A 25,087-nucleotide genomic window follows, 5' to 3' on the forward strand; every position below is an offset into this window, starting at 1 on the left:
ACGCGATCTCAACGCTGGCTACGCACCGCGCGTTCTGCCCCCTCAAACGGACGGCAAAAAATCAGGGATGAACCAGCCAGTCGGCCAGACGCTTGCGGGCGCGATAGGCGCGCGTCTCGATCGTCTTGACGCTGACGCCCAGGAACGAGGCCGCCTCCTGTTGGGAGTAGCCTTCGAGGTAGGTAAGGATCAGCGGCTCCTTGAGCTGGTCGGGAAGGCGCGCGATGGCTGCTTCCAGGCGCGACAGCTGTTCGGTGCGCAAGCTCTGGGCCTCCGGCCCCGGCGCGGAATCGGCATAGTCCGGCGAGCCTGGCGCATCGATGGAGCGCTCGCCCAGGATTAGCCGGCGCACCAGGAGCCGCCGCCCACGATCGCGGCACTTGTTGAGGACGATCGCCCGCATCCAGGCGCCGAACGGCCGGGCGGGATCGTATCGGTCGAGCGCCTTCCAGGCGGCCACGAAACTTTCCTGAACGACCTCGTGCGCCGCCTCAGGATCACCGACGTGGCGTCGTGCGAAGGTGTGCAGCGGACCCTTGTGGCGTCGCATCAGAATGCTGAACGCGCGCTCGTCGCCCCGCGCCACCCTATGGGCTAGAGCGCTTTCGTCCTCGTCTGAAGGACCGGAGGTCACGGCGTCTCGTTGGTGAGCGCCTCACTGACGCGACGATCGAACTTGGCCGCCTGCTCGGGGGTCAGCACCTTGCGCATCGCCAGGACGTGCTGGACGGTCTCCAGTTGCAGCGCGCCCATGGCGGCGTGGAAGCGCTCGACAGCAGCCTCGACCTCCGGACTGTACTCATGGCGAGCCTGGATGGCCGCGGCCAGCTGGGCGTTGGCCGCGCGCAGTTCGGCCTCGCGCGCTCGCCGGCGCACGGCGAAATCCTGTTCGAGAGCATCCAGCTGGCGATCCTGCGCCGCGGTCAGCTTCAGCTCGTGGTGGACCATCTCGTGGAGGGATTGGGTGTGGCGCGCGGGCAAAAAGCGACCGGAGCCGAGCCAGCCTCCCGCCACGCCGGCCAAGAGCGCCAGGACCACGGTCAGGACGGCGCCGCGGGAGATCCGGCGCATGTCAGCGCCCGCCCAGCAGGGTGGAAGGCGCCAGATGCGCGTCGACGGAAAACGCGGAAATCTCCGGCGGCGTGCGCGCCGCGGCATTAGCCGCCAGGCTTCCCCCCACCATGCCCAGGCCAAGGGCCGCCACCACGGAAGCCGCACGGAGAGGAACGAGAGCCGTGGAAGCGCGCCGGCTCTCACGCCAAACGTCAATCCTGGCCCACACTTGGCCTTCCAGGCCAGGCAAGCCGGCGTCAGGCTGTTGGCGCAACGCCTCGAAAAGTTGGTCGAGCTTGTCGCTCATGACAGAAATCCCTGACTCCACACGTCTGCATACGCAGCGCGCTGTCCAATCCCTCATGCGAGGGATGTCGCGCCCCGGCGCGTAGTGTGAACGACGGACAGCGTACGGGGGAAGTCATATGCCGAAGACGGCCTTGCAAAGCCACGACGCCCTCCGGGATGGCCCGTAGATGACGCGCCCATACAGTTGGGCTAGGATTTAGCACGATGCTGAGACACGTGCTCGCCCTTCTGGCCGTCCTGGCCCTGCTGATCAGCCCGATGAGTGTCGCGGCCGCGCAGGTCGAGTGCGCCAAGGCCGGACCGGAGGCCATGGCCAACATGGATGCGCCGGCAACTAAGTCGATGGACGCCGCCAAGGCCACCCATGACCCTTGCTGCGACGAAAACCAGAAGGCGCCGCACGACGGCAAGTCCTGCGCCCAGGTCTGCGCCGCCATGTGCGCGACGATCGCCCCGATGCCGGTCTCGGACATCCAGCTGCCGGCCATCGAACCGATGCGCCTGATGGCGGCGGCTTCCAATCCGCTGCGCTCTCACGCGCCGCCGCGCGACGAACGACCACCCAAACGGATCGCCTGAACCTGACCTGCGTCTGACGCGGGTCCCTCCCGCGCTGTGTCGGCGCGGTCGCGCCTACGCGCGTCCGCCCGTCGTCACGTCCGGGATCCGAGCGCCGCCTTCGCGCGGCTCTTCGAACCCTTTCTGGACGATCAAAATGCAAATCTCCAAGACCCTGGCCGCCGCCTTCGCCGTGGCCGCTCTAACCACGATCGCCGGTTCGCCGGCCCTGGCCTCTGCGTCGGACGACGCGGGCTTTACCTATCGGGCCTCGGCGCCGCCGGCCAACCCGCACGACCTCTTCCGCCACAACATCAAGGTCCCAGCCCCCGAGGCGAAGACCGACATGGCGATGAAGGATTGCGGCTGCCCGATGATGAAGGCGGTCGCGACCAAGTCCGGTCACGGCGGCTAAGGCGGCCGGAGCCCGGCGGGACACCTCCCGCCGGGCTCCACGCCCCCGTCGTCTGCTCTTCCCCCTCTCTGTGATCGGAACCCCGATGCGCATCGCCATCACCCTGGCCGCGACGCTGCTGGCCAGCGCCGCCCAGGCCGCGCCCCTGACCTACGCCCAGACCCTCGACGCGGCCGCCGCCAACGCGCCGGCCCTGCGCGCCGCCGCCCTGCAGGTCGAAGCCGCCAAGGCCTCAGCCAAGGCCGCCGGCGCCTTGCCCGACCCCAAACTCGCCTTGGGCCTCGACAACTTCCCGGTCTCCGGCCCGCCCGCCGGTCGGTTCGGGGTCGATGAGATGACCATGGGCCGGGTCGGCTTCAGCCAGGACATGCCCAGCGCCGCCAAGCGCCAGGCGCGGATCGGCCGGGCCCAGGCCGACATCGTCGCGGCCGGCGCCGAGGGCGCGGTCGAGGCCCGCCAGGTCCGTGTCGCCGCCGCCCTGGCCTGGATCGAACTGCTCTACGCCCAACGCAAGCTCGCGGCGCTGGACGGGGTGGTCGCCCAGCTTGCCCCACTGTGGGACGCCGCGCCGTCCGGCGTCGCCTCGGGACGCTCCCGGCCCGCCCAGGCGCTGGAGGCCGCGCAGATGCGCGCCGCCCTGGAGGACCGCCGCAGCGAGGCGGTCTCCGAGCTGGGGCGCGCCCGCGCCATGCTGACCCGTTGGACGGGCGACACCGATCCCCAGGCGGTGGGCGAAGCGCCCGATCTCGATCTCGCCCCCGCCCGTCTCAGGGCGGCGATCGACCGCAATCCCGCCCTGCTGGCGAAAGACGCGGCCGCCCGGCAGGCCCAGGCCGACGTCGCCCTGGCCAAGGCCGACAAGCGTCCCGACTGGAGCTGGGAAGTGGCCTATCAGCGCCGCGACCCGATGTTCGGCGACATGGTCTCGGCCGGCGTCAGCGTCAGCCTGCCGCTGTGGGGCAAGAGCCGCCAGGACCCGATGATCGCCGCGCGCGCCGCCAGCGCTGGCCGCGCGGACGCCCAACGCGAAGACACCCGTCGGGCGCTGAGCGCCCAGCTCGAAGCCGACCTCGCCGACCACGTCATGCATCACGAGCAATGGCTGCGGGCTCGCGACACCCTCCTGCCGCTGGCCAAGCAAAGGGCCCAGTTGGAGACCGCCGCCTACGGCGCTGGCACGGCCGGCCTGCCCGACGTTCTGGCCGCCTTCTCCGGCCTGGCCGACGCCCAGCTCGCCACTCTCGATCGCGAGGCCGCCGTCGCCCTCGACGCCGCCCGCCTGACCCTGACCTACGGAAGCGACGACCAATGAACCCGTCCCCCTCGATGAAGGTCCTGCTCGGGGCCGGCGCCGCCCTGGTCGTCCTGGCCGGCGCCGGCGGCTATGGCCTGGCCCGCCTGACCGCCAAGCCGGCGATGTCTCAGGCCCCGGCCGACGGTCGCAAGGCGCTCTACTGGTATGACCCGATGGTCCCGGCCCAGCACTTCGACAAGCCGGGCAAGTCGCCGTTCATGGACATGCAGCTGGTCCCCAAATACGCCGGCGAGGCCGAGACCAGCGGTCCGGCGGCCGGGGTCCGCATCGATCCATCGGCCGCCCAAAACCTCGGCTTCCGGCTGGCGACCGTGGAGGAAGGCGTGCTTTCCAGCGGCCTGACCGCCACCGGCATCGTCGACTTCAACCAGCGCGACGTCGCCGTCGTCCAGGCCCGCAGCGGCGGGTTTGTGCAGCGGGTCTATGGCCGCGCGCCCGGCGACGTGATCGCCGCCGGCGCGCCGCTGGCCGACCTGTTGGTTCCCGAATGGGGCGGCGCCCAGGCCGAATACCTGGCCGTCCGGCGCACCGGTGATGCGGCCCTGGTCGCCGCCGCCCGCCAGCGCCTGCGGCTGCTGGGCATGCCCGACGGCGCCATCGCGTCGCTCGACCGCGATGGCCGGCCGCGCACGACCATCACCGTCACCGCGCCCTTAGGTGGGGTGATCTCCAAGCTCGATGTGCGGGCCGGCATGACCGTGGCGATGGGCCAGACCCTGGCCGAGATCAACGGTCTCTCGAAGGTCTGGGTCACGGCCGCCGTGCCTGAAGCCCAGGCCGGTCAGCTGCGGCCGGGCCAGGGCGTCGGCGTCACCCTGGCGGCCTATCCCGGCGAGGCCCTGCGCGGGACGGTCCAGGCCGTGCTCCCGCAGGCCCAGGGCGACAGCCGCACCTTGCAAGCGCGGATCGAACTGGCCAACCGCGACGGTCGCCTCAAACCCGGCATGTTCGCCACTATCGCCTTCGATGCGGCGGCCCGAACAGCGCTGCTCGTCCCGTCCGAGGCGGTGATACGCACAGGTACGCGCAACGTGGTGATGCTGGCCGCCGATGGCGGGCGCTACCGGGCCGTCGAGGTCAGGACCGGCCGCGAGGCTGGCGGCCGAACAGAGATCCTGGCGGGATTGTCTTCGGGCCAGCGGATCATCGCGTCGGGCCAGTTCCTGATCGACTCCGAGGCCAGCCTGGCCGGCCTGCAGGTCCAGCCGCTTCCATCGTCCAGCTCTCAAATGTCGCCGGACGGCATGACCATGGCCAAGCCGATGGCGCCGGCCAGACCGGCCCTGGCTGAAGCCACCGGCCGCATCGAGCAGGTGGCCAAGGACGGCGTCACCCTATCCCACGGCCCGGTGCCGGCGATCGGCTGGCCCGCCATGACGATGACCTTCCGGGCCGATCCGATGCTGCTGAGGGGTCTGAAGGTCGGCGATCAGGTCCAGTTCGCCTTTGACCCGCCGCCCGCCGATCCGGTCATCCGGCGCATCGCCAAGATCGGCGGTGGCGCATGATCGCCGCCCTGATCCGCTGGTCGGTCGCCAACCGCTTCTTTGTGCTGCTCGGGGCCCTGGCCCTGATCGTGGCCGGGAGCCTCTCCGTACGCTCGACCTCGATCGACGCCTTGCCCGACCTCTCCGACACCCAGGTGATCATCCGCACCAGTTATCCGGGCCAAGCCCCGCAGCTGGTCGAGAACCAGGTCACCTATCCGCTGGCCACCACCATGCTGTCGGTGCCAGGGGCCAAGACCGTGCGCGGCTATTCGTTCTTCGGCGACAGCTTCGTCTATGTGATCTTCGACGACAAGACCGACCTCTACTGGGCCCGCTCGCGGGTGCTGGAGTATCTGAACCAGGTCCAGTCACGCCTGCCCGAAAGCGCTCGCCCAGCCTTGGGTCCCGACGCCACCGGGGTCGGCTGGGTCTACGAGTACGCCCTGGTGGACAAGACCGGCGCTCACGATCTGAGCCAGCTGCGGTCCTTGCAGGACTGGTTCTTGCGCTATGAGCTGAAGACCCTGCCGGGCGTCGCCGAGGTCTCGGCGATCGGCGGCATGGTGCGCCAGTACCAGGTCGTGCTCGACCCGATGAAGCTGGCCAGCTTCGGCGTCACTCACCAGCAAGTGGTCGCCGCCCTGAAAGGCGCCAACGCCGAGACCGGCGGTTCGGTGCTGGAGCTGGGCGAGGCCGAATACATGGTCCGCGCCACCGGCTATCTGAAGACCTTCGAGGACTTCCAGGCCGTGCCGCTGAGGACGGCGGCCGGCGGCGTGCCGGTGCGTCTCGGCGACGTGGCGACGATCCAGGTCGGCCCCGAGATGCGGCGCGGCATCGCCGAGCTCAACGGCCAGGGCGAGGTGGCCGGCGGCGTCGTGATCCTGCGCTCCGGCGAGAACGCCCGCACGACGATCGCGGCGGTGAAGGCCAAGTTAGTCGAGCTGAAGAAGAGCCTGCCGCCGGGCGTCGAGGTGGTCACCACCTATGACCGCTCGGGCCTGATCGACCGCGCCGTCCACAACCTGACGGGCAAGCTCCTGGAGGAGTTCCTGGTCGTGGCCCTGGTCTGCGCCCTGTTCCTGGGCCATCTGCGCTCGGCCCTGGTGGCGATCCTCTCCCTGCCGCTGGGCGTGCTGGCCGCCTTCCTGGTGATGAAGAGCCAGGGCGTGGACGCCAACATCATGTCGCTGGGCGGCATCGCCATCGCCATCGGGGCCATGGTCGACGCCGCCGTGGTGATGATCGAGAACGCCCACAAGAAACTGGAGCGCTGGGCGCACAAGCACCCCGGCGAGACCCTGGCCGGCGAGACCCGCTGGGCGGTGATCACCGAGGCCGCCGCCGAGGTTGGGCCGGCGCTGTTCTTCAGCCTCCTGATCATCACACTGTCGTTCATCCCGGTCTTCACCCTGCAAGCCCAGGAAGGGCGCCTCTTCCGGCCGCTGGCCTTCACCAAAACCTACGCCATGGCGGCGGCGGCCATCCTGTCGGTGACCCTGATCCCGGTGCTGATGGGCTATCTGATCCGCGGCCGCATCCCCGACGAGGCCGCCAATCCGATCAACCGCGTGCTATCGGCGGCCTATCGTCCGCTGCTCGATCGGGTCATGCGCCGCCCCAGGACCACCCTGCTGGTCGCGCTGCTGGCGTTCGCGACCACGGCCTGGCCGCTGGCCCATCTGGGCGGTGAGTTCATGCCCAGCATGGACGAGGGCGACCTGCTCTACATGCCCTCGGCCCTGCCGGGGCTGTCGGCGGCCAAGGCCGGCCAGCTGCTCCAGCAGACCGACCGGATGATCAAGACCGTGCCGGAGGTCGACAGCGTGTTCGGCAAGGCCGGCCGTGCCGAAAGCGCCACCGATCCGGCGCCGCTGGAGATGTTCGAGACCACCATCCGCTTCAAGCCGCGCGACCAGTGGCGGCCGGGTATGACGCCCGACAAGCTGGTGGCCGAACTGGACCAGCGCGTTCGCGTCCCCGGCCTGACCAATGTCTGGGTCCCGCCGATCCGCAACCGCATCGACATGCTGGCCACGGGCATCAAGAGCCCGATCGGGGTCAAGGTGTCGGGGGCGAACCTCACCGAACTCGACCGTATCGCCCGTGAGGTCGAGGGCGTGGCCAAGGGTGTGCCCGGGGTCAGCTCGGCCCTGGCCGAGCGTCTGACCGGCGGGCGCTATGTCGATGTCCGCATCGACCGGGCCGCCGCCGCGCGGTTCGGCCTCAATATCGACGACGTCCAGTCGATCGTCTCCGGCGCGATCGGCGGCGAGACCATCGGCCAGACGGTCGAGGGTCTGGCCCGCTATCCGATCAGCGTCCGCTATCCGCGCGAGCTGCGCGGCAGCCTGGAGGGGCTGCGAGCCCTGCCGGTGCTGACGCCGGGCGGGGCGCAGATCACCTTGGGCACGGTCGCGGAGATTCAGATCGCCGACGGGCCGCCGATGCTCAAGAGCGAGAACGGCCGGCCCACCACATGGGTCTATGTCGACGTGCGGGGCCGGGATCTGGCTTCGGTCGTCGGCGACCTGCGCCAGGCGGTCGACCAGAAGGTGCGGCTCTCGCCCGGCGTCAGCCTCTCCTATTCGGGCCAATTCGAATATCTCCAGCGGGCCGCCGACCGGTTGAAGATCGTCGTGCCGGCCACCCTGCTGATCATCTTCGTGCTGCTCTACGTGATCTTCCGGCGCTTCGACGAGGCGGGGCTGATCATGGCCACCCTGCCTTTCGCCCTGACCGGCGGGATCTGGACGCTGTATCTGGCGGGCTTCCACCAATCGGTGGCTACCGGCGTCGGGTTCATCGCCCTGGCCGGGGTCTCGGCCGAGTTCGGGGTGGTGATGCTGATCTATCTCAAGCACGCCATGGACACGCTAGGACCGGACCCGACGCCCGATCAGGTCGAGGCCGCCGTGCGGGAAGGCGCCCTGCTGCGGGTACGGCCCAAGGCCATGACCGTGGCCGTGATCCTGGCCGGTTTGGCTCCGATCCTGTGGGGCCATGGCACCGGCTCCGAAGTGATGAGTCGCATCGCCGCCCCGATGATCGGCGGCATGCTGACCGCGCCCCTGCTGTCGATGTTCGTGATCCCGGCCGGCTATCTGCTGCTGCGCCGAAGGAAAGAATTGTAAGGATTGCGCTGCCCCGCTTAGCCGCGGGGCAGTCGCGCCATCACCGGACGTTGGCTCGCCTCCAAGAACGCGACATTCGCAAGAGGAGCGTTAAGCGCATTCGCTGTCAGGCAAAGCCGCGCCCACCCTCACAGCACTTCGAACAGTCCCGCCGCGCCCATGCCGCCGCCGACACACATGGTGACCACGACATACTTCGCGCCCCGCCGTTTGCCTTCGATCAGGGCGTGGCCGGTCATGCGGGCGCCCGACATGCCATAAGGATGGCCCATGGCGATGGCGCCGCCGTTTACGTTCAGCAGTTCGTCCGGGATCCCCAGCGTGTCGCGGCAGTAGAGGACCTGGCAGGCGAAGGCCTCGTTCAACTCCCAGAGGCCGATGTCGTCGATCGAGAGCTCGAAGCGCTCCAGCAGCTTGGGGATCGCGAAGACCGGCCCGATGCCCATCTCGTCCGGTTTGGTCCCGGCGACAGCCATGCCGACATAGCGACCCAAGGGGGCCAGCCCGCGCTTCTCGGCGAGTCCGGCCTCCATGACGACACAGGCTGACGCGCCGTCCGAAAGCTGGCTGGCGTTGCCGGCGGTGACCACGCCGCCGGGCCGCACCACCTTCAGGGCCGACAGGCCTTCGTACGTGGTGTCGGGGCGGACGCCCTCGTCGCGGTCGAGCGTGACGTCCCGCCTGGAGAGCTCGCCCGTCACCTTGTCGCTGACCTGCATGGTGGCGGTCATCGGGACGAGCTCGGCATCGAACCGTCCGGCGCTCTGGGCCGCCGCGGCGCGGAACTGCGAGGACAGGCCATAGAGGTCGCAAGCCTCGCGCGTAACGCCGTACCGCGCGGCCACGGTCTCGGCGGTGTCCAGCATCGGCATGTAGGCGTCCAGATGCATGGCCACGAGGCCAGGGTCCTGATCAACGCGCATCTGCGGGGTCTGAACGAGCGAGATCGACTCCACGCCGCCCGCGACGATGACGTCCATGCGATCGACGATGATCTGCTTGGCCGCGGTGGCGATGGTCATCAGACCCGACGAGCATTGGCGGTCCAGGGTCATGCCCGGAACCTCGACGGGAAGGCCGGCGCGCAGGGCCGCCATTCGGCCGATCGTCGCCTGGCCGCCCTGTGGCAGCGAACAGCCGAGAAGGCAGTCGTCGATCTCGTCCGGCGCGACGCCGGCGCGCGAGACCGCGTGGCTGAGCGCATGGGCGGCCAGGACGGTCGGCGGCGTATCGTTGAAGGCGCCGCGATAGGCGCGGCCGATCGGCGTGCGCGCCGTGGAGACGATGACGGCGTGACGCATCAGGCGCGCTCCGCCACGCGATCGGCGAACTGCTCGGCGCTGGCGATCTCCCGCTCGGACTGGAAGAAGCCGTAGGCCGGAACCGTCTCGCCGGCGCGGTCGGTCACCGCGCCCCACTGCCGGATCAACTGCTCGCCGGCGTCGCGGCCACCACCGATGTAACTTCCCTCGGTCAGGGTGATGTTGGCGGTCGCGAAGTGACCGGCGCCCGCGCACAGGATCGTGCGGGTCGGCGCATCGTCGGCGACGAGCGCCAGCAGGCCCGGGCTGACGAAGGCGGGGTCCAGCCGCTTCAGGGTCTCGGGCGACAGCACCCCCTCGGTCATGCCCGTCGCGGCCGTCGGCGCCAGGCAGTTGACCCGGACGCCGTATTTCTCGCCTTCGATCGCCAGCGTCTGCATCAGGCCGACCAGCGCCATCTTGGCCGCGCCGTAGTTGGCCTGGCCGAAATTGCCGTAGAGGCCCGAGGACGAGGTGGTCATCACGATGCGGCCGTGGCCCTGATGGCGCATCGTCTCCCAGACCGCCTTGGCGCAGACCGCCGCGCCCATCAGGTGCACGTCCACCACCAAGCGGAAATCGTCCAGGCTCATCTTGGCGAAGGACTTGTCGCGGAGGATGCCTGCGTTGCTGACCAGGATGTCGACGCGTCCCCAGCGCGCGATGACCTGCTCGACCATAGCGGCCACCGCGGCCTCGTCGGTGACCGAGGCGGCGACGCCAATCGCCGCGCCGCCGAGCGCGCCGATCTCCGCTGCGACCCGATCCGCCGCCGCTTGCGTGAGATCGTTGACGACGACCTTGGCGCCCTGGCTGGCCAGATACAACGCGTGGGCGCGACCAAGGCCGCCGCCCGCTCCGGTGACGATCGCGATCCGTCCGTCGAGCAACATCGATAACTCCTTTGGTTCGCGAGCCAGCGCCCGCCATTGTTCTCGGGTTCGTCGGGGCGCGTTTTGCCTAAGGAGCGCCCTCACCGTCCTTCAGCCGACGCCGTACTCGGATCGGAGCCGGAGCTTGTCGATCTTCCCAGTCGCGGCCAGGGGCATGCGCGGCAAGCGATAGACGGCGTCGGGCAGCCACCAGTTGGCCACTCGCCCTCGCAAGGCCCCCAACAGTGTCTCGTCGCTGATATCGCCCTGAGCCTCCACCAAGAGGATCGGGCGCTCGCCCCACTTGGGATGCGACCGGCCGATCACCGCCGCCTGGGAGACCTCCGGCAGAGCGCAGACCAGGGCTTCGATCTCGGCCGGATTGATCCACTCGCCGCCGGACTTGATCAGGTCCTTGGACCGGCCCGTGATGATCAGGACGCCGTCGTCAGCGATGCGCGCCAGATCGCCCGTGGCGAACCACCCCTGGGCGTCGGTCGCGGGCCCCTCCTGCCCGAAATAGCGAGCGACGACCGAGGCGCCGCGCACCCGAAGATGCCCCTCGACGCCACGCTGTTGCGTCAGGGCCACGCCGTCGGCGTCGGTGAGCAGCAGGTCCACCCCGACCGCCGGACGCCCCGCCACCGCGGCGTCGCCCGGCGACGACAATGGCGCCAGGACGCCGCAAGGCGAAAGTTCGGTCATGCCCCAGCTGGTCTGGACGCGCACGCCCAGCCGCTGCTCGAGCCGCGCCATCAGCGCGGGCGGCATCGGCGCGCCGCCGACGATGATCCGCTTCAGCGAGGGGAGCGCCAGGCCCGTCGCCTCGATATGATCCATCAGTCCGGACCAGACCGTAGGGACGCCGACGCCGATCGTGACGTCTTCGGCCGCGATCAACCGCGCCAAGCTCGCCCCATCGGTGTTCCGGCCAGGCAAGACCAGCTTGGCGCCGACGGCCGGCGCCGCGAATGGCAGCCCCCACGCATTGGCGTGGAACATCGGCACCACGGCCAGCACCGCGTCGGCGCCCGAGATCGCCATGCCGTCCGCCTGCAAGATCCTCAGGGTGTGCAGGTAGCTGGAGCGGTGGGTGTAGGTCACGCCCTTGGGCGCGCCCGTGGTGCCGGAGGTGAAGCAGAGACCGCAGGGCGCCGTCTCCTCGAAGCGGCCCCAGACCGCGCGTCTCGCCTCGGCGTCGATCATCGGCGCCAGCGCCTCGCCGCCCTCCGCCTCGCCGTCGATGATCAGCAGGCGCGCTATGTGTGGCGCGAGCTCCCTGATGTTCCGAGCCAGCGGCGCCAGGTCGGCCGAGGCGATCACGATCCTGGCTTCGGATTGGACGACCATCGCCGCCAACTGCTCGGCCGTCAGTCGCGGATTCAGGGTGTGGCAGACCGCGCCGATGCCCATGATCGCGAACCAGGCCTCCACATGGGCCTGGCTGTTCCAGGCCAAGGTCGCGACACGGTCGCCGCCGCGCACGCCGAGCGCCTCGAGCACCGCCGAGACCCGCCGCGCGCGATCCTGCAGATCGGCATAGCCCGCACGGTCGATGCGTCCATCCTCATGCGCCGTCGCCACTTGCGCGTTCGGCGTCCACTTGGCGGCGTGGTCCAGAAACTTGTCGAGCGTCAGGGAAAAGGCCTGCATCTCGCCGTCGATTATCGGCACTGAGGAACTCCAGGGGGCAGCGGGGGCGAGATGACGCCGACATTGAGGAACCAGGGCGTGTCGCCCTGGGCCCGACGGCGGCACACCACGGCTTCGTTCAGGGCGTACATGCCCGGCCGGAGGCGCTCTCCGGGGCGAGGCTGGTCGACGAAGGCCATGTAGGCGTGATCGGCGCCGTATGGCTTCCAGGCCGGCGCGTCGGCGGCCGTCGGGACGCCGCTTCTGGCGAAGGCGGTCCAGTAGCCGATCATCGCCGTGGAGAGCCTGGCTTCTCCGGGCGTATCCGGAATCTTCGGCCAAGCCGGCGGCGTACTCGCCGCCGTGCCGAAGACATAGGGCAGTTCGGAAGCGTGGAAGCCGTGAAGGTCGGCGGCGTCGGCGGCCGGATAGCCGTGATCGAAGTAGTAGAGGTACCCAGGCGCGCCAGCAGCCGTCTGCTTGGCGACCAGTCGCTCCGCCGTCCAGCCGTAGAGGGCGTCGCGCGGCGCCAGCAGCACGCTCTCGGGTACGTTGTCGGACGGATAGAGCTCGAGGAAATCGTCGGCCAGGTCGCCGTAGCGCGCCCGGATCTCCTTTTCGTAGCTCGCCGCATCGGGGGGCGGCGGCGGGGCCAGGACCCGCAACGATCGGATCTCGCCGCTGTTGAAGCCGGCCAGGATCGGCACGCGCGCCTGCTCTCCAGCGTCGAACGTCTCGACGAGCTGCTTGGGCAAGACCTTGCCGTCGACAGCGCCGAACGTTTGGAACCCGGCCATCAGGGCCGAGGTGGTGATCGTCTCGGCGTCCATGGCGCGCAGATCGGCCAGGCTCTTGGCGCCCAGCTTCGCCGCGGTCGCCTCGCCCCCAGCCTCGGCCGGAACGTGGCCCAACTTCGGCTCGCGCAGCGGCGGCGTGGAGACCATGTAGGCGCTCTGGGCGATCGCTTTGTGGAACAGTCCGCGCGCGAGCGGCGAGGCCATCAGGTACATGACGCTAAGGCCGCCGGCGGACTCCCCCGCGATCGTCACATTGGCCGGATCGCCGCCGAACGCCGCGATGTTGCGCTGGACCCACTTGAGCGCAGCGATCTGATCCAGGAGACCATAGTTGCCCGAAACGTGGTCTGGAGACTCCGCGCTCAGCTCGGGATGGGCCAGATACCCCAGCACGCCCAGACGATAGTTGATCGACACCACCAGGACGCCCCGCTCGGCCAGGGCGGCCCCGTCATAGAGGCTCTCGCTGCTGGAGCCGCCGATCAGCGAGCCGCCGTGGATCCAGACCAGCACGGGCGCTTTCTTGGCGTTGTCCGGCGTCCAGATGTTCAGCGACAGGCAGTCCTCGCTGAACGCCTTCAGCGGCGAGGCGTAGATGCTGCCGGCGCGCGGCTTGGGCTGCCAGCAGGCGGGGCCGAAATCGACGGCCTCTCGCACGCCCGGCCAGGTCGGAGGCTCGACCGGCGGCTTCCAGCGCAGCGGCCCCACGGGCGCCGCCGCATAGGGAATACCCTTGAACACGCGCAGACCGTTCGCCTCGACGCCGCGAACAGCGCCGGCCGGCGCGCGGACGACGGGCTGGTCGGCCCGAACGACGGCCGGCGCTCCCGCCAGGACCGCGAGGGCCAGGGCGAAGACCGATCCCAGGGCGCGCTTGCTCATCGCTCCCTCCTAGAACGCATAGCCAAGGCGCACGCCCGCCGTGCGCGGTCGCATGGTGGCGAAGCGGCTGGCGAGGAAGGCCTCGGGATGGACGTAGGTGATCGAGTGATCGTCGAAGAGGTTCTCGACATAGGCCCCGAAGGTCGTCTGGCCCATGGCCACGGCGAAGGTGGCGTTGACGTTCTGGTACGAGTCCGTGAACCCGTAGGTCGCGCTGGTGACCGTGGGCTGTCCGGGCACGTGCGGGAACGACCCTGGATACGAGCCGACATGCTGCAGCACGACCGACAGATTGGCCTTGGCCTTCGGCGTGAGATCCCAGCCATAGTTGACGAACAGCGAGCCCTGCACCTTGGGCGAGGCAAGCCGCGCGCCCAGCACGGCGCCCGAGATCGCCGCCTCGGCCGGGCTGAGCTCGGTGACCTTGGCGTCGTTCAGGGAACCGTTGAGGCCCACGGTCAGGCCCTTGGTGGGATAGGCCAGCAGCTCCAGTTCGATCCCGTTGCTACGCGCGGCGCCGATATTGGTGGCGAACTGGACGCTGTCGGAGACCCGGTTGGCCTGGACCTGGATGTTGCTCCAGTCGATCAGATAGACCGCGACATTGGCCGCCAGACGGCCGTTCAGGAAGCGCCCCTTGGCCCCGACCTCGTAGTTGACCAGATCGTCGGAAGACGCGCCGTTGGGGATGACGAGATCGCTGGGATTGACGAGGCTCGGCCGGCCCGCGAAGGCGTTGACCACGGGTGTCCTGAAGCCGGTCGAGACGGTGGCGTAGGTCGTCAGGGTCGATGACGGCTTATAGGACAGGCTGACCTTGAACGACGGCTTGCTGCCGGTCGCCTTGACCCCCGTGGCCGCCGCGATCGGGATCAGGGCGAGCGGCCCTCGGATCCCCAGAAGGGCGTTGGTCAGATAGGCGCTGTTATAACCGCCCGCCTCGGTGAAGCCCTGGGAGTCGACCTTGCCGTAGCGCACGCCGCCCGTCGCCCAGACCTTGTCCGTGAAGTGGTAGGTCAGCTGCCCGAACGCCGCCTTCTCGTGCGACAGGAAGTGGGTGTACTGGCGCTGGTAGTATTCGTCCGGCAGGCCGGTGATGCCCCGCGCGGCGAGGAAGGCCGGGTTGGAGCGGTAGAAGTAGTCCACGTCCAGGCGGCGATCGAGATAGAAGCCGCCGACCACCCAGTCGACCTTGCCGCCGGGATCGGACGCCAGGCGCGCCTCCTCGACGAAGGTCTTCTGGAAGCCGCCCGCGTCCAGGGCGAAGGCAATCGCGCCGCCGAACGTGCCGGCCAGATCGACGAAGAACTTCTGGTCGAACTTGGAATAGGTCGACGAGCTGGTCAGGCGGGCCCCGTCGAACTGATAGTCGATCGTGAGGTTGTGGGTCCGCAGCTTGCCGACGAACAGGTCCGGCCGATCGGAGATCCGCTTTTCGCGGCCGAGGGCCGGGCTGATCATCGACGAGTCCTTGGGGTTGCTGTCCTCGTAGGAGAACAGCGCCTTCACCGACAGGCGCTCGTTCGGCTTCCAGAGGAGGTTCGCGCGACCGCCCCAGTCGACCAGCGTATTCGAGTTGTGGACCCCGGTGCCGACGTTATCGAGATAGCCTTCCTCGTGGCGGTAGAAGCCGACGACGCGCAGGGCCAGCTTGTCCTCGACGATCGGCAGGTTGAGCATGCCGTTGTAGCGCTGGCGCAGGGAGTCTGAGCCCGTGAGGCCGTAATCGACCAGGGCCGCGCCCTCGCGGCTGGAGAGGTTCGGCGCCTTGGTCAGGATGCGCAGCGCGCCCGACAGCGAGCCCGAACCGAACAACGTGCCCTGGGGACCGCGCAGGAACTCGACCCGCTCGACGTCGAACAGGTTGGGATCCAGCACGGTGGTGTTGCCGATGGTCGAGATCGGCAGCTCGTCGATATAGACAGCGACCGTGCTCTGCAGGTTGGCGCCGTAGCCGTTGGTGGCGATCCCCCGCGCCGTGAAGTTGTTGAAGTTGGCGGTGGCGCGGTTCAGAACCACACCGGGCGTCTGGCGGGCCAGGCCCTCATAGCCGACGATGCCCTTGGCGGTCAGCTCCTTCTGGTCGAAGGCGGTGACGCTGAGCGGCACGTCCTGGAGCTTCTCCGGACGACGGGTGGCGGTGACGACGACTTCTCCCACCAGTTCGGCGTCCTTGCGGTCGCCCCTCCCCTGCTCTCCCGCGCCAGCCACCTGAGCCAGCGTCGGCGTTGTCGAAAACGCGACGAGCGCGACGGCGCAAGCCGACGCCAACAGCCCTGCCTTCATGGCGTTCACTCCCCAGGCGCGTCGATCGTTCCGTCGTCGACGTCGCGGCGACACGGTGGCGACGAACCGTCCGACTGTCAACACTCACTCTCGCGAGTGTGAATGTTGACGAACGAGGACGATTGACGTCATCCTCAAGGCGAGCCAAGCCCGAGAACGGGCGTCCGGGAGGAAACCTTGAACGATCTCGCGCGCACCAGCGACGCGGCCGCGGCCGCGCGCTCAGACCGTCCCCTCCCCGTCCCGGACCGTAGGGCCTGGGTGGTCCTGGCCATGCTGTGGTTCGTCTACGTCCTGAACTTCCTGGACCGTCAGCTGATGTCGATCCTGGCCAAACCGATCCAGGACACGCTGAACGTCACCGACGGCCAGCTTGGGCTGATCGGCGGCCTCTACTTCGCGATGTTCTACTGTTTCATCGCCATACCGGTCGGCTGGCTGGCCGATCGCACCAATCGCGTCGCGGTGCTTAGCCTAGCCTGCGGGATCTGGAGCGCGGCGACCGTGGCCTGCGGCCTGTCACGCAGCTATGGCGAATTCGCCTTCGCGCGCATGACGGTGGGTTTCGGCGAAGCCGGCGGCGTGCCGCCGTCCTATGCGATCATCACCGACTACTTCCCGCCGGGCCGTCGCGGCACGGCGCTGGGAATCTACAATCTGGGGCCGCCAGTGGGCGCGGCTCTGGGCATCGCCTTTGGCGGCGCGATCGCGGCGGCGTTCAACTGGCGCTATGCGTTCATCGTCCTGGGCCTTGTCGGCCTGGTCGCCGCGGCGGTCCTGCCCATGATCGTGAAGGAACCCCGCCGCGGAGCGCTGGATGGGGTCGGCGCCAAGCCGGAGAAGGCCGCGTTCTGGCCGACATTGCGCATGTTCTTCTCGCGTCCGACCCTGATGCTGGCGGCCCTGGGCAGCGGCGCGACCCAGTTCGTGACCTACGGACTGGGGAACTTCACGACGCTGTTCCTGATGCGCGAGAAGGGCATGACGCTCAGCGAGGTGGCCGTCTGGTACGCGCTGGTCGTCGGCGTCGGCATGAGCGCGGGCATCTACGTCTCGGGCCGGGTGATCGACCACTTCACGCGCAAGTCCAAGCTGGTCTACGCCATGGCGCCGGTGATCTCCCTGAGCCTGGCGATCCCCTTCTACATCGGCTTCGTCTGGGCGCCGACCTGGCCGTTGGCCCTGGCCTTCCTGATCGGCCCGACCTTCCTCAACTACTTCTACCTTTCGTCGGCGGTGGCGCTGGTGCAGGAGGAGGTGCGTCCCGAACAGCGCGTGATGTCCGGAGCGCTGTTGCTGCTGGTGATGAACTTCATCGGCCTGGGCCTTGGCCCAACCTATGTCGGCGCGGCCAGCGACTTCTTCCGCGCCAGCCATCCGCACAATTCACTGCAGATGGCGCTGTTCACCCTGGTTCCGATCTACGTCGTGGCGATCGGCCTGTTCCTCTGGCTGGCGAGAATCTTCCGCAGGACGGAGGCGCGCCAGGCCGCCTGACACCCTACCCCTTCAGGGCGATGAAGCCCGCGGCCATGAAGCGGGCGATCCGCTTCTTGACCGCCGGGAAGTCGTCGGAGTGGCAGAGGCCGCCCGACAGCCGGTCGATCCGGCCGGTCCGCGCCAGGGTGTTCATCAGCGCGCCCGACACGAAGTGATAGCCCCAGAAGATCTCCTCGTCGGCGTAGTCCGGCAGGGCGCGCTTGAGAATGCCGACCAGCTTCAGGACCACCGGGTCGAAGTGCTCGTCCATCAGCGCCGCGCCCTCGGGCGTATTGCTGACCCGCGCGCAGAACGCGGCGTAGTTCATCCAGTGCTCGCCGCCCTCGTAGTAGAGATCGAGGTCGGTATCGAGGAAGGCGTGCAGCGCGCCCTCGACCGTGGGCTTGTCGCCGGCCGCCTGCTCGTACTGCTCCAGGGCGATCATGCGTCGGCCTGACGTCACGCCAGCGCGGCGAGCGAACACCGCCTCGAACAGGTTGGTCTTGTCCTTGAAGTAGTAGTTGAGAAGCGTGGTGTGGATGCCGACCCGCTGGGCGACATCGCGCAGGGTCACGCCATAAAGGCCATTCTGCGAGAACAGATATTCGGCCGCGTCCAGGATCTGCTCCAGGCTCTGGGCGCGCTGCTCGGCCTTGGTCCGCCTCGCCTTGCTCTCTCCCGCCAAGCCATCCTCCTCGTCGCTCCCATACGCTGGGTAGTAGGGCGCGGCGCGCGCCTGTCAATCATTCGCGTCACAGCCGGCGTCGCGCGGCTACGACCCCATGACCGAACAATGGTCATTGACGTACCGGCAGCGATAACACAACACTCACTCTTGTAAGAATGAGCGTTACAGACTCATTCAACGGGAGGGAACGCATCATGAAAATCGGGCTTATGGGCGCGTCGGGTGCCGCGCTGTTGATGGGACTGGCGGGTCTAGGCGCGCCCGCCCTGGCCCAGGAACGGTCGGGCCAGGAGCCATCCACGCAGGTCGAGGAGATCGTCGTCACCGGGTCGAACATCCGAGGCTCGGCCTTGGACGCCGCCCTGCCCGTCGAGGTCTATTCGCAAGCCGAGCTTGAGAAGCAGGGTTCACCCACCGCTCTGGAATTCGCCAAGAGCCTGACCATCTCGGGCCCGACGACCGGCGAGTCCTACTACTTCGGCGGACCAGCCCTGGTCGGTTCGGTGAACTACAATCTGCGCGGCCTAGGGGCCGACAAGACGCTAGTCCTCCTGAACGGCCGGCGGATGAACCAGAACACCGCCAACGTCCCGTCCATCGCCCTGGCGCGCACCGAGGTGCTGAAGGACGGCGCGGCGGTGATCTATGGGGCCGACGCCACCGGCGGCGTCGTCAACTTCATTACCCGCGACAAGTTCGTTGGCCTGGAGGCTCAGGGCCAGTACAAGCATATCCGGGGCTCGAAGGGCGACTATTCGGTCGGCGTGATGGGCGGCGTCGGCGAGGACCGGGTCAACCTTCTGGTCTCCGCCGAGTACGAGCATCGCTCGCGCCTCAACACGATGGAGCGGGACTTCACCAAGGCGTCGCTGAACCCGGTCACGGGCTACAACCCCGCGCCGTGGTCGACGCTGACCAACCTGACCGGCTGGATCCCGCGCGGCGCTCTTCCAGCCACGCCCAGCGCCACCGATGTCGGCGAGTGGGGGCCGGCCGTCGGCGGCATCGTTTCGGACTTCACGCCCGCCAGCTGCGCGGCGGTCGGCGGCCGCTACGACAACGCCTATACCTGCGCCTACAACTACATTCCGTACTACCGACTGGTGGAGAACCAGGACACCTATCGGCTCTACGCCCAGCTGAAGGCGCAAATCACCGATACGATGAAGTTCCATACGGACGCCTCGTACGGCAAGGTGACCTTGCCGCAAGTGATGGGCTCGCCCGCCCAGCCCGTCTCGCGCGGGCCGGCGCTGGCCACCGGCGCGGTGAACCAGTTCTACGTGCCGATCACCAACCCGTTCGCGGCCGAGTTCGCGGCCAAGAACGGCATCGTCGGCGCCCAGGGCTTCACGCCAGTGACCTATCGGCTGTTCGGCCACGGCGGCAATCCCTACTACTCGGGCGGCGACGGCTTTGGCGTGGCCGACCGTATCGACAACAAGGTCTGGCGCGTGTCGGCCGGCCTCACGGGCGAGCTCGGCGATCTCGCCCCCTTCGCCAAGCAGGTCGGCTACGACTTCGCCCTAACCTATAACGACGCCTACAACTACAATACCCACGCCGACACCATCGGCTATCGCCTCCAGGAGGCGTTAAACGGTTTCGGCGGCCCCAACTGCCACGCCACGGACCTGGACCCCAGCCGCTTCGGCACGCAGAACGCCGCGGCCGCCGGCAAGAACGGCTGCCAGTACTGGAACCCCTTCTCCAGTTCGTTCAAGGGCCAGCCGGTTCGCGGCTTGGCCAATCCCAACTACGTCGCCGGCAAGGAAAACCCCGAGGACCTGGCGCTGTGGATGTTCGACCCGCGCGCGGTCGAGACGCTCAGCCACAACTTCACGGCTGATCTCGTGTTCGATGGTCGCTCCGGCATTGAGCTTCCTGGCGGCGAGATCGGCTGGGCGCTCGGCGCGCAGTATCGTTCGCTCGCCAACCGGGTGAACGTGCCCAGCGCGTTCAACAACGGCTCGATCCAGTGCGAGTGGCCCAGCAACACCACCAGCGCCAACGGCGCCGGATCGGGCAATCTGAGCCCGACGCCTCTGCCGACCGCCGATCCGAACTTCCGGGGCTGTACCCCCGACGCGCCTGGGCCATTCGTCCTCTTCGCCCCAACCCTGCCCAGCCGGGCCGAGCAGAGCCAGTACTCGCTGTTCGGCGAGCTGCAGGTTCCGCTCTTCTCGAACGTCGACATCCAGCTGGCGGCCCGCCGCGAGCGTTTCTCCAACGACCTGGGCGCGACGGTCTACAAGGTCTCGGGCAAGTGGAACGTCTGGGGTCCGCTCACCGTGCGCGCCTCGTACGGCACCAACTACCAGACCCCGCCCCTGGGCGTGACGCCCGGCGCCATCACGGTCGCGGCCCGCACCTATACGGTGGCGGCGAGCAACTGGCTGGCGGCGCAGTTCATCACCGACGCCAACCTCAAGCCCGAAACCGCCAAGAGCGGCAATGTCGGCGCGATCTGGCAGAGCCGCGGCCTGGCCGACGGTCACGACTTCCGTCTGATCGTCGACTATTTCGACATCCGCACCAAGGACCAGATCGGCCAGGTCGCCGACCCGAACCAGATCGCCAGCCTGGTTTTCAACGGCGCCGGCGGCACGATCACCACTTGCGATGTCGCCAAGCAGCCGCTGCTGGCGCGCATCAGCTTCAACAATGGCTGCGCGGTCGGCATGAGCGGCGTCGGGACCTTCAACGCCGTCTCCACCCGCTATGGCAACGGCCCGGGCCAGACGACCAAGGGCTTCGACATCCAGGCCAAGTATGGCCTGCCCTTGGGCGACGGTGATCTCGACATCGACGTCACCGCCACGCGGGTCACCGCCCTGCGGACCGGTCCGACGACCCTGGACGGCGTGACCATATCGACCGGCGACGACCGTCTGGGCACGCTGAACTTCGCCACCTTCGCCCAGGCCGCGCCGAAGTGGCGCGCCAACCTCGGCGTCAACTACGCCCTCGGCCGGCAGAACTTCCGCCTCGGCGTCAACTTCGTCTCGGCCGTCCAGGACGAGCGGGCCGGCGCCCAGTACGGCGAGAACGGCAAGGACTGGGTGACCGCCGACTTCACCTATCGCCTGCAGCTGGGCGACGACATGGCGCTGACGCTGACGGCGGCCAACATCTTCGACAAGGATCCGCCGCCGGCCCAGGAAGAGTTCGGCTACGACCCGTGGACCGGAAACCCGCTGGGCCGGACCTTCGAGATCGGCGTCAAGAAGTCCTTCTAACCTCCCCACCTCGCGCCTGGCGGATGGCTCCGGTCATCCGCCATTTCTTTTTGGAAAATGCCCAATGCCGTTCGATCCTGGGCTTTGTTAATCGGCGCGGGCTCGGCGCTCGCGCCTCTGCTCCGCGCGATCGCGACCACGCCGAGATCCGGCCCGCCATTCCGAACACGACCACCCGCGACGGCGCCAGGATCGGCTCGTTCATTCCATCCGATCATCAGTCTGGTGGGGCGGCCGCGGCGCCTTTTATGCCTTTCTCGCATCGAAAACCGTCCGTGCAGCCTCGATGCGTTCGATGTTCTTCTCGGCCCACATCCAGACGCCACAGAAGGCCTCGGCAAGGCTGAGGCCTAGATCTGTCAGGCGATACTCGACCTTTGGCGGGATCACGGGATGCACTGTTCGAACGACAAGCCCGTCCCGCTCCATCTGACGCAAGGTTTGGGTCAGCATCTTCTGGCTGATGTTTCCGACCAGTTCGCCAACACGGGTGAAACGGGTCTCGCCGTGCTCGGCCAGGATCTCCAGGACCAGCATGGTCCATTTGTCCGCCACCCTGCCGATGACCTCATTGACGAGGGCCTCGACGCGCGGATCGGCATACTCGCCGGTTGCGGGGTCGGAAATTCTCGCTGGCGGAAGCGTTGCCATTCCAATTCTTTCTATTCGGTAAGTATGGCGACTTTTGGTGCCTACTTTCCAATGGAGAGTGAGATCAGTACCTGATTTGCAACCGCTCAGCCACGCGTCGGAGGCAACAATGAACATCACCGGCAACACCATATTGATCACCGGCGGCGGCAGCGGCATCGGCCGCGCCCTGGCCGAGGCTCTGCATGCTCGAGGCAATCAGATCATCATCACGGGGCGTCGCGAGAGCCTGCTGAAGGAAACCGCCGCCGCCAATCCGGGCATGGCCTGGTCCACGCTGGACGTAGAGGACCCCGCCGCCATCGCCGCCTTCGGCGCTGGCGTCGTCAAGAGCCATCCGGGCCTGAACGCCGTGATCCTCAACGCCGGTATCATGAAGGCCGAAGATCTCACGGCGCCCGCCCTCGATCTCTCGACCGTGGAAGCGACGATCTTCACCAACCTCCTAGGCCCTATACGGCTGACGGCGGCCCTGCTTCCGCACTTGAAGGCGCAGCCGAAGGCGACGGTGATCACCGTGACCTCAGGCCTGGCATTCATTCCGCTCGCGGCGACCCCGACCTACAACGCGACCAAGGCAGCCATGCATTCGTGGACGCAGTCGCTTCGTCACCAGTTGCGCGACACGGCCGTGGAGGTTTTGGAGCTGGCGCCGCCCGCCGTCGCCACCGATCTGATGCCCGGCCATGCCGAGAACCCCAGCTCCATGCCGCTGGCGGATTTTACGACGGAGGTTATCGACCTGATCGAAAGAGGCGAGACGCCGCGCGGCGAGATCCTGGTCGAGCGGGTCAAGCCGCTGCGCTTCGCCGAGGTCGGCGGCTATGAGGCCATGTTCCAGCGGCTGAACGGGGGCCACTGAACGCGTCGAGGCGGTGAGAAGCCGCCGACAAAAAGCGGCTTCCCTCTTTTCTCGTTCGTGGCCAGTAGTCATAGCAGCGCCACGAGCGGACATTGCGCTCGGCTCCAAAAGCCGACCTGCTACTCGGCACCGGAGTGATTGATCCTCTTTCCACAAGCTTCAGCCTATCTCGACGTACCTCGCGAGCTCTTCAGGCGCGCCTGTGGGAAACGCGGCCTTGAGATGATCCAGGAAGGCGGAGACACGCGCACTGAGCAGCCGACGGGAAGGATAGAGCGCCCATAGCGCGATCTCCGACCCAGCGACGTCGCCCCAGGAGACCAGTCGGCCGGCGTCCAGGTCGTGACTAACCAACGAAATCGGCAGGCGGGCGATCCCGACGCTGGCCCGCACCGCGTCGCGGACCATGATCAGCGACGACAGGCGCAAGACGGGCTCGACCGCGATCCTGGAAGGACCGTTCAAGGTCGTTACATCCCAGGTCTCGGCGTCAGCTCCCGCGCCACGGACCACGGCCCGTATGGATGAACTGTCCTTCGGTCGCGCCAGGTCCGGGCTAGCCACAACGACCAGGCGGTCGCGCAGGAAGATGCGGCCGATCAGGCCCGCGTCCGGGTTCGGGTTCACCCGGATCACCAAGTCATAGCCCTCCTCGACCATGTCCACCGCGCGGTCGTCGGTCGTCACTTCCAGTCGCACCTCGGGGAACGCCAGGGCGAATTCAGCGGCCAGGCGGCCCATTGCGGTTTGGGAGAACAGCAGCGGCGCGCTGATTCGCAGGCGGCCGCGCGGCGTCCCGCCGCCGGAAGCGATCGCGGCGGCGGCTTCGTCCAACTCGGCCAGCAGAGCGCCGGTGCGAGCGAACAGCGCCCGGCCCTCTTCGGTGAGCTTCAATGTCCGCCCACCGCGCTCGAACAAGCGCAAGTCCAGGCTGGCCTCCAGCTCAGAGACCCGCCGTGACAGCGTGGCCTTGGGGCGGCCGGTTTCGCGGGCGGCGCGGCCGAAGCCACCATGCCGGGCGACGAGATTGAAATCGGCGAGAGCCAGGAGATCCATCTGTTCCACCATTGAGACGGTTCGTCCAAATCTAGCGACTATTGGTCTTAATGTGGATCGATCATTTTCCGGGTGTCCACCCACTCCAACCCGGAGATTTCCCTATGACCATCCTCGTTACCGGCGCGACCGGCCGTGTCGGCCGCCAAGTCGTTCAGCAATTGATCCGGCGCGACGCCAAGGTCCGCGTCCTGGTCCGCGATCCCGCCAAGGCCGACTTCCCGACCCGCGTCGAGATCGCCAAGGGCGACCTGCTCGACATCGACGCCCTGAGGTCCGCCTTCAAGGGCGTGAGCACGCTGTTCCTGATCAACGCCGTGGCGGGCGACGAATTCACCCAGGCGCTGATCACCCTGAACATCGCCCGCCAGTGCGGCGTCGAACGGGTGGTCTACCTGTCGGTGCTGCATGCCGATCGCTTCGTGGACGTACCGCATTTCGCCGTGAAGTTCGGCGCCGAGCGGATGATCCAGCAGATGGGCTTTTCCGCCACGATCCTGCGCCCGGCCTACTTCATCGACAACGACCTGACGATCAAGGACGTGGTCCTGAACCACGGCGTCTATCCGATGCCGATCGGAGCCAAGGGCATCGCCATGATCGACGCGCGCGACATTGCAGAGGTCGCTGCGATCGAGCTGATCCGCCAAGACCAGGCATCGAGCAAGCTGCCGGTCGAGACGCTCAACCTGGTCGGTCCCGACACGCTGACGGGGGCGGCCGTGGCGGCGATCTGGTCGGACGTACTGGGCCGCCCGGTCCTCTATGGCGGCGACGATCCCAGCGGCTTCGAGCAGAACGCGGCCGCGTTCATGCCCAAGTGGATGGCCTACGAGATGCGCCTAATGGCCGAACGCTTCGTCAGCGACGGCATGGTTCCGGAGGCCGGCGATGTCGCGCGCCTAACCGCGATCCTGGGCCGCCCGCTGTACAGCTATCGCGACTTCGCCGGCGAATTCGCGGCCGAGATGAAGCAGGCTTAGTTGCAGCTGGGAATTGGGGGTGGCCAGCGCTGGCCGCCCTCTGCTCGCTTGGCGCCAAGAGCCGCCCTTGATGCGCCTCCAGGAA

Annotated in this window: 20 protein-coding genes; 9 read left to right on the plus strand and 11 right to left on the minus strand. The window is 68.0% G+C overall.

Annotated features, from left to right (window positions below; all coding sequences use genetic code 11):
• Positions 1-61 precede the first annotated feature (61 nt).
• Genes CSEG_RS12645 through CSEG_RS12655 form a run of 3 tightly spaced genes read right to left on the minus strand, consistent with a single transcriptional unit; the run spans position 62 to position 1,360 of the window.
• Positions 62-634, minus strand: coding sequence for an RNA polymerase sigma factor (locus tag CSEG_RS12645; RefSeq protein WP_013079628.1), 573 nt, complete (start codon positions 632-634; stop codon positions 62-64).
• Positions 631-1,071: a periplasmic heavy metal sensor gene (locus CSEG_RS12650; protein WP_013079629.1), complete on the minus strand. Its 441-nt coding sequence runs from the start codon at positions 1,069-1,071 to the stop codon at positions 631-633. Before CSEG_RS12650 ends, CSEG_RS12645 begins: the two co-directional genes overlap by 4 nt.
• A gap of 1 nt (position 1,072) precedes the next feature.
• The gene (locus CSEG_RS12655) at positions 1,073-1,360 is read right to left on the minus strand and encodes a hypothetical protein (RefSeq protein ID WP_013079630.1); all 288 of its coding nucleotides are present in this window, start codon (positions 1,358-1,360) and stop codon (positions 1,073-1,075) included.
• Positions 1,361-1,566: 206 nt separating this feature from the next.
• Here CSEG_RS12655 and CSEG_RS12660 point away from each other — a divergent pair, with 206 nt between their 5' ends.
• From CSEG_RS12660 to CSEG_RS12680, 5 genes are all read left to right on the plus strand, one after another.
• The gene (locus CSEG_RS12660; RefSeq protein WP_013079631.1) at positions 1,567-1,941 is read left to right on the plus strand and encodes a hypothetical protein; all 375 of its coding nucleotides are present in this window, start codon (positions 1,567-1,569) and stop codon (positions 1,939-1,941) included.
• A 136-nt stretch (positions 1,942-2,077) separates the two neighbouring features.
• Positions 2,078-2,335 (plus strand): hypothetical protein, encoded by a 258-nt coding sequence (locus CSEG_RS12665; RefSeq protein WP_013079632.1) that lies wholly within the window; start codon positions 2,078-2,080, stop codon positions 2,333-2,335.
• 85 nt (positions 2,336-2,420) lie between these two features.
• Positions 2,421-3,647, plus strand: coding sequence for a TolC family protein (locus tag CSEG_RS12670; protein ID WP_013079633.1), 1,227 nt, complete (start codon positions 2,421-2,423; stop codon positions 3,645-3,647).
• Entirely contained in the window at positions 3,644-5,158 is a 1,515-nt protein-coding gene (locus CSEG_RS12675) for an efflux RND transporter periplasmic adaptor subunit (RefSeq protein ID WP_013079634.1), read from the plus strand. The genes CSEG_RS12670 and CSEG_RS12675 overlap by 4 nt, the downstream gene beginning before the upstream one ends.
• Positions 5,155-8,274 (plus strand): efflux RND transporter permease subunit, encoded by a 3,120-nt coding sequence (locus CSEG_RS12680; RefSeq protein ID WP_013079635.1) that lies wholly within the window; start codon positions 5,155-5,157, stop codon positions 8,272-8,274. Before CSEG_RS12675 ends, CSEG_RS12680 begins: the two co-directional genes overlap by 4 nt.
• 128 nt (positions 8,275-8,402) lie before the next feature.
• Here CSEG_RS12680 and CSEG_RS12685 read toward each other — a convergent pair whose 3' ends face one another.
• The 5 genes from CSEG_RS12685 to CSEG_RS12705 all read right to left on the minus strand — a co-directional run bounded on the left by CSEG_RS12685 (position 8,403) and on the right by CSEG_RS12705 (position 16,044).
• Entirely contained in the window at positions 8,403-9,575 is a 1,173-nt protein-coding gene (locus CSEG_RS12685) for an acetyl-CoA C-acyltransferase (protein ID WP_013079636.1), read from the minus strand.
• Positions 9,575-10,468 (minus strand): SDR family NAD(P)-dependent oxidoreductase, encoded by an 894-nt coding sequence (locus tag CSEG_RS12690; protein ID WP_013079637.1) that lies wholly within the window; start codon positions 10,466-10,468, stop codon positions 9,575-9,577. Before CSEG_RS12690 ends, CSEG_RS12685 begins: the two co-directional genes overlap by 1 nt.
• Before the next feature lie 90 nt (positions 10,469-10,558).
• Positions 10,559-12,121 (minus strand): AMP-binding protein, encoded by a 1,563-nt coding sequence (locus CSEG_RS12695; RefSeq protein ID WP_013079638.1) that lies wholly within the window; start codon positions 12,119-12,121, stop codon positions 10,559-10,561.
• The gene (locus tag CSEG_RS12700) at positions 12,112-13,758 is read right to left on the minus strand and encodes a carboxylesterase/lipase family protein (RefSeq protein WP_013079639.1); all 1,647 of its coding nucleotides are present in this window, start codon (positions 13,756-13,758) and stop codon (positions 12,112-12,114) included. Before CSEG_RS12700 ends, CSEG_RS12695 begins: the two co-directional genes overlap by 10 nt.
• Positions 13,759-13,767: 9 nt before the next feature.
• A complete protein-coding gene (locus CSEG_RS12705; protein ID WP_013079640.1) occupies positions 13,768-16,044 on the minus strand; it encodes a TonB-dependent receptor in 2,277 nt (758 codons plus the stop codon).
• Between the two features lie 177 nt (positions 16,045-16,221).
• On the opposite strand from CSEG_RS12705, the gene CSEG_RS12710 reads away from it, so the two are divergent.
• Positions 16,222-17,541 (plus strand): spinster family MFS transporter, encoded by a 1,320-nt coding sequence (locus CSEG_RS12710; RefSeq protein WP_013079641.1) that lies wholly within the window; start codon positions 16,222-16,224, stop codon positions 17,539-17,541.
• 4 nt (positions 17,542-17,545) lie between these two features.
• Here CSEG_RS12710 and CSEG_RS12715 read toward each other — a convergent pair whose 3' ends face one another.
• Complete coding sequence (locus tag CSEG_RS12715) at positions 17,546-18,208, minus strand: TetR/AcrR family transcriptional regulator (protein ID WP_013079642.1); 663 nt, start codon at positions 18,206-18,208, stop codon at positions 17,546-17,548.
• A 197-nt stretch (positions 18,209-18,405) separates the two neighbouring features.
• On the opposite strand from CSEG_RS12715, the gene CSEG_RS12720 reads away from it, so the two are divergent.
• Positions 18,406-21,450 (plus strand): TonB-dependent receptor domain-containing protein, encoded by a 3,045-nt coding sequence (locus tag CSEG_RS12720; RefSeq protein WP_013079643.1) that lies wholly within the window; start codon positions 18,406-18,408, stop codon positions 21,448-21,450.
• A 246-nt stretch (positions 21,451-21,696) separates the two neighbouring features.
• Here the strand turns inward: CSEG_RS12720 and CSEG_RS12725 are convergent, their stop codons facing one another.
• A complete protein-coding gene (locus CSEG_RS12725) occupies positions 21,697-22,260 on the minus strand; it encodes a winged helix-turn-helix transcriptional regulator (protein WP_227878833.1) in 564 nt (187 codons plus the stop codon).
• On the opposite strand from CSEG_RS12725, the gene CSEG_RS12730 reads away from it, so the two are divergent.
• The gene (locus CSEG_RS12730; RefSeq protein ID WP_013079645.1) at positions 22,211-22,963 is read left to right on the plus strand and encodes an SDR family oxidoreductase; all 753 of its coding nucleotides are present in this window, start codon (positions 22,211-22,213) and stop codon (positions 22,961-22,963) included. The two genes, CSEG_RS12725 and CSEG_RS12730, sit on opposite strands and share 50 nt — an antisense overlap.
• A 159-nt stretch (positions 22,964-23,122) precedes the next feature.
• Here CSEG_RS12730 and CSEG_RS12735 read toward each other — a convergent pair whose 3' ends face one another.
• Positions 23,123-24,019 (minus strand): LysR family transcriptional regulator, encoded by an 897-nt coding sequence (locus CSEG_RS12735; RefSeq protein WP_013079646.1) that lies wholly within the window; start codon positions 24,017-24,019, stop codon positions 23,123-23,125.
• A 104-nt stretch (positions 24,020-24,123) separates the two neighbouring features.
• Here CSEG_RS12735 and CSEG_RS12740 point away from each other — a divergent pair, with 104 nt between their 5' ends.
• Complete coding sequence (locus tag CSEG_RS12740; RefSeq protein WP_013079647.1) at positions 24,124-25,002, plus strand: SDR family oxidoreductase; 879 nt, start codon at positions 24,124-24,126, stop codon at positions 25,000-25,002.
• Positions 25,003-25,087: the final 85 nt, after the last annotated feature.

Source organism: Caulobacter segnis ATCC 21756, assembly GCF_000092285.1.
GTDB classification, from domain to species: Bacteria; Pseudomonadota; Alphaproteobacteria; order Caulobacterales; family Caulobacteraceae; genus Caulobacter; species Caulobacter segnis.

Excerpts from the sequence above, each read along its gene's own strand:
- CSEG_RS12650 (WP_013079629.1), bottom strand. The coding sequence starts at position 1,071 with ATGCGCCGGATCTCCCGCGGCGCCGTCCTGACCGTGGTCCTGGCGCTC.
- CSEG_RS12655 (WP_013079630.1), bottom strand. The coding sequence starts at position 1,360 with ATGAGCGACAAGCTCGACCAACTTTTCGAGGCGTTGCGCCAACAGCCT.
- CSEG_RS12660 (WP_013079631.1), top strand. The coding sequence starts at position 1,567 with ATGCTGAGACACGTGCTCGCCCTTCTGGCCGTCCTGGCCCTGCTGATC.
- CSEG_RS12665 (WP_013079632.1), top strand. The coding sequence starts at position 2,078 with ATGCAAATCTCCAAGACCCTGGCCGCCGCCTTCGCCGTGGCCGCTCTA.
- CSEG_RS12670 (WP_013079633.1), top strand. The coding sequence starts at position 2,421 with ATGCGCATCGCCATCACCCTGGCCGCGACGCTGCTGGCCAGCGCCGCC.
- CSEG_RS12675 (WP_013079634.1), top strand. The coding sequence starts at position 3,644 with ATGAACCCGTCCCCCTCGATGAAGGTCCTGCTCGGGGCCGGCGCCGCC.
- CSEG_RS12680 (WP_013079635.1), top strand. The coding sequence starts at position 5,155 with ATGATCGCCGCCCTGATCCGCTGGTCGGTCGCCAACCGCTTCTTTGTG.
- CSEG_RS12685 (WP_013079636.1), bottom strand. The coding sequence starts at position 9,575 with ATGCGTCACGCCGTCATCGTCTCCACGGCGCGCACGCCGATCGGCCGC.
- CSEG_RS12690 (WP_013079637.1), bottom strand. The coding sequence starts at position 10,468 with ATGTTGCTCGACGGACGGATCGCGATCGTCACCGGAGCGGGCGGCGGC.
- CSEG_RS12700 (WP_013079639.1), bottom strand. The coding sequence starts at position 13,758 with ATGAGCAAGCGCGCCCTGGGATCGGTCTTCGCCCTGGCCCTCGCGGTC.
- CSEG_RS12705 (WP_013079640.1), bottom strand. The coding sequence starts at position 16,044 with ATGAAGGCAGGGCTGTTGGCGTCGGCTTGCGCCGTCGCGCTCGTCGCG.
- CSEG_RS12720 (WP_013079643.1), top strand. The coding sequence starts at position 18,406 with ATGAAAATCGGGCTTATGGGCGCGTCGGGTGCCGCGCTGTTGATGGGA.
- CSEG_RS12730 (WP_013079645.1), top strand. The coding sequence starts at position 22,211 with ATGAACATCACCGGCAACACCATATTGATCACCGGCGGCGGCAGCGGC.
- CSEG_RS12725 (WP_227878833.1), bottom strand. The coding sequence starts at position 22,260 with ATGCCGCTGCCGCCGCCGGTGATCAATATGGTGTTGCCGGTGATGTTC.
- CSEG_RS12735 (WP_013079646.1), bottom strand. The coding sequence starts at position 24,019 with ATGGATCTCCTGGCTCTCGCCGATTTCAATCTCGTCGCCCGGCATGGT.
- CSEG_RS12740 (WP_013079647.1), top strand. The coding sequence starts at position 24,124 with ATGACCATCCTCGTTACCGGCGCGACCGGCCGTGTCGGCCGCCAAGTC.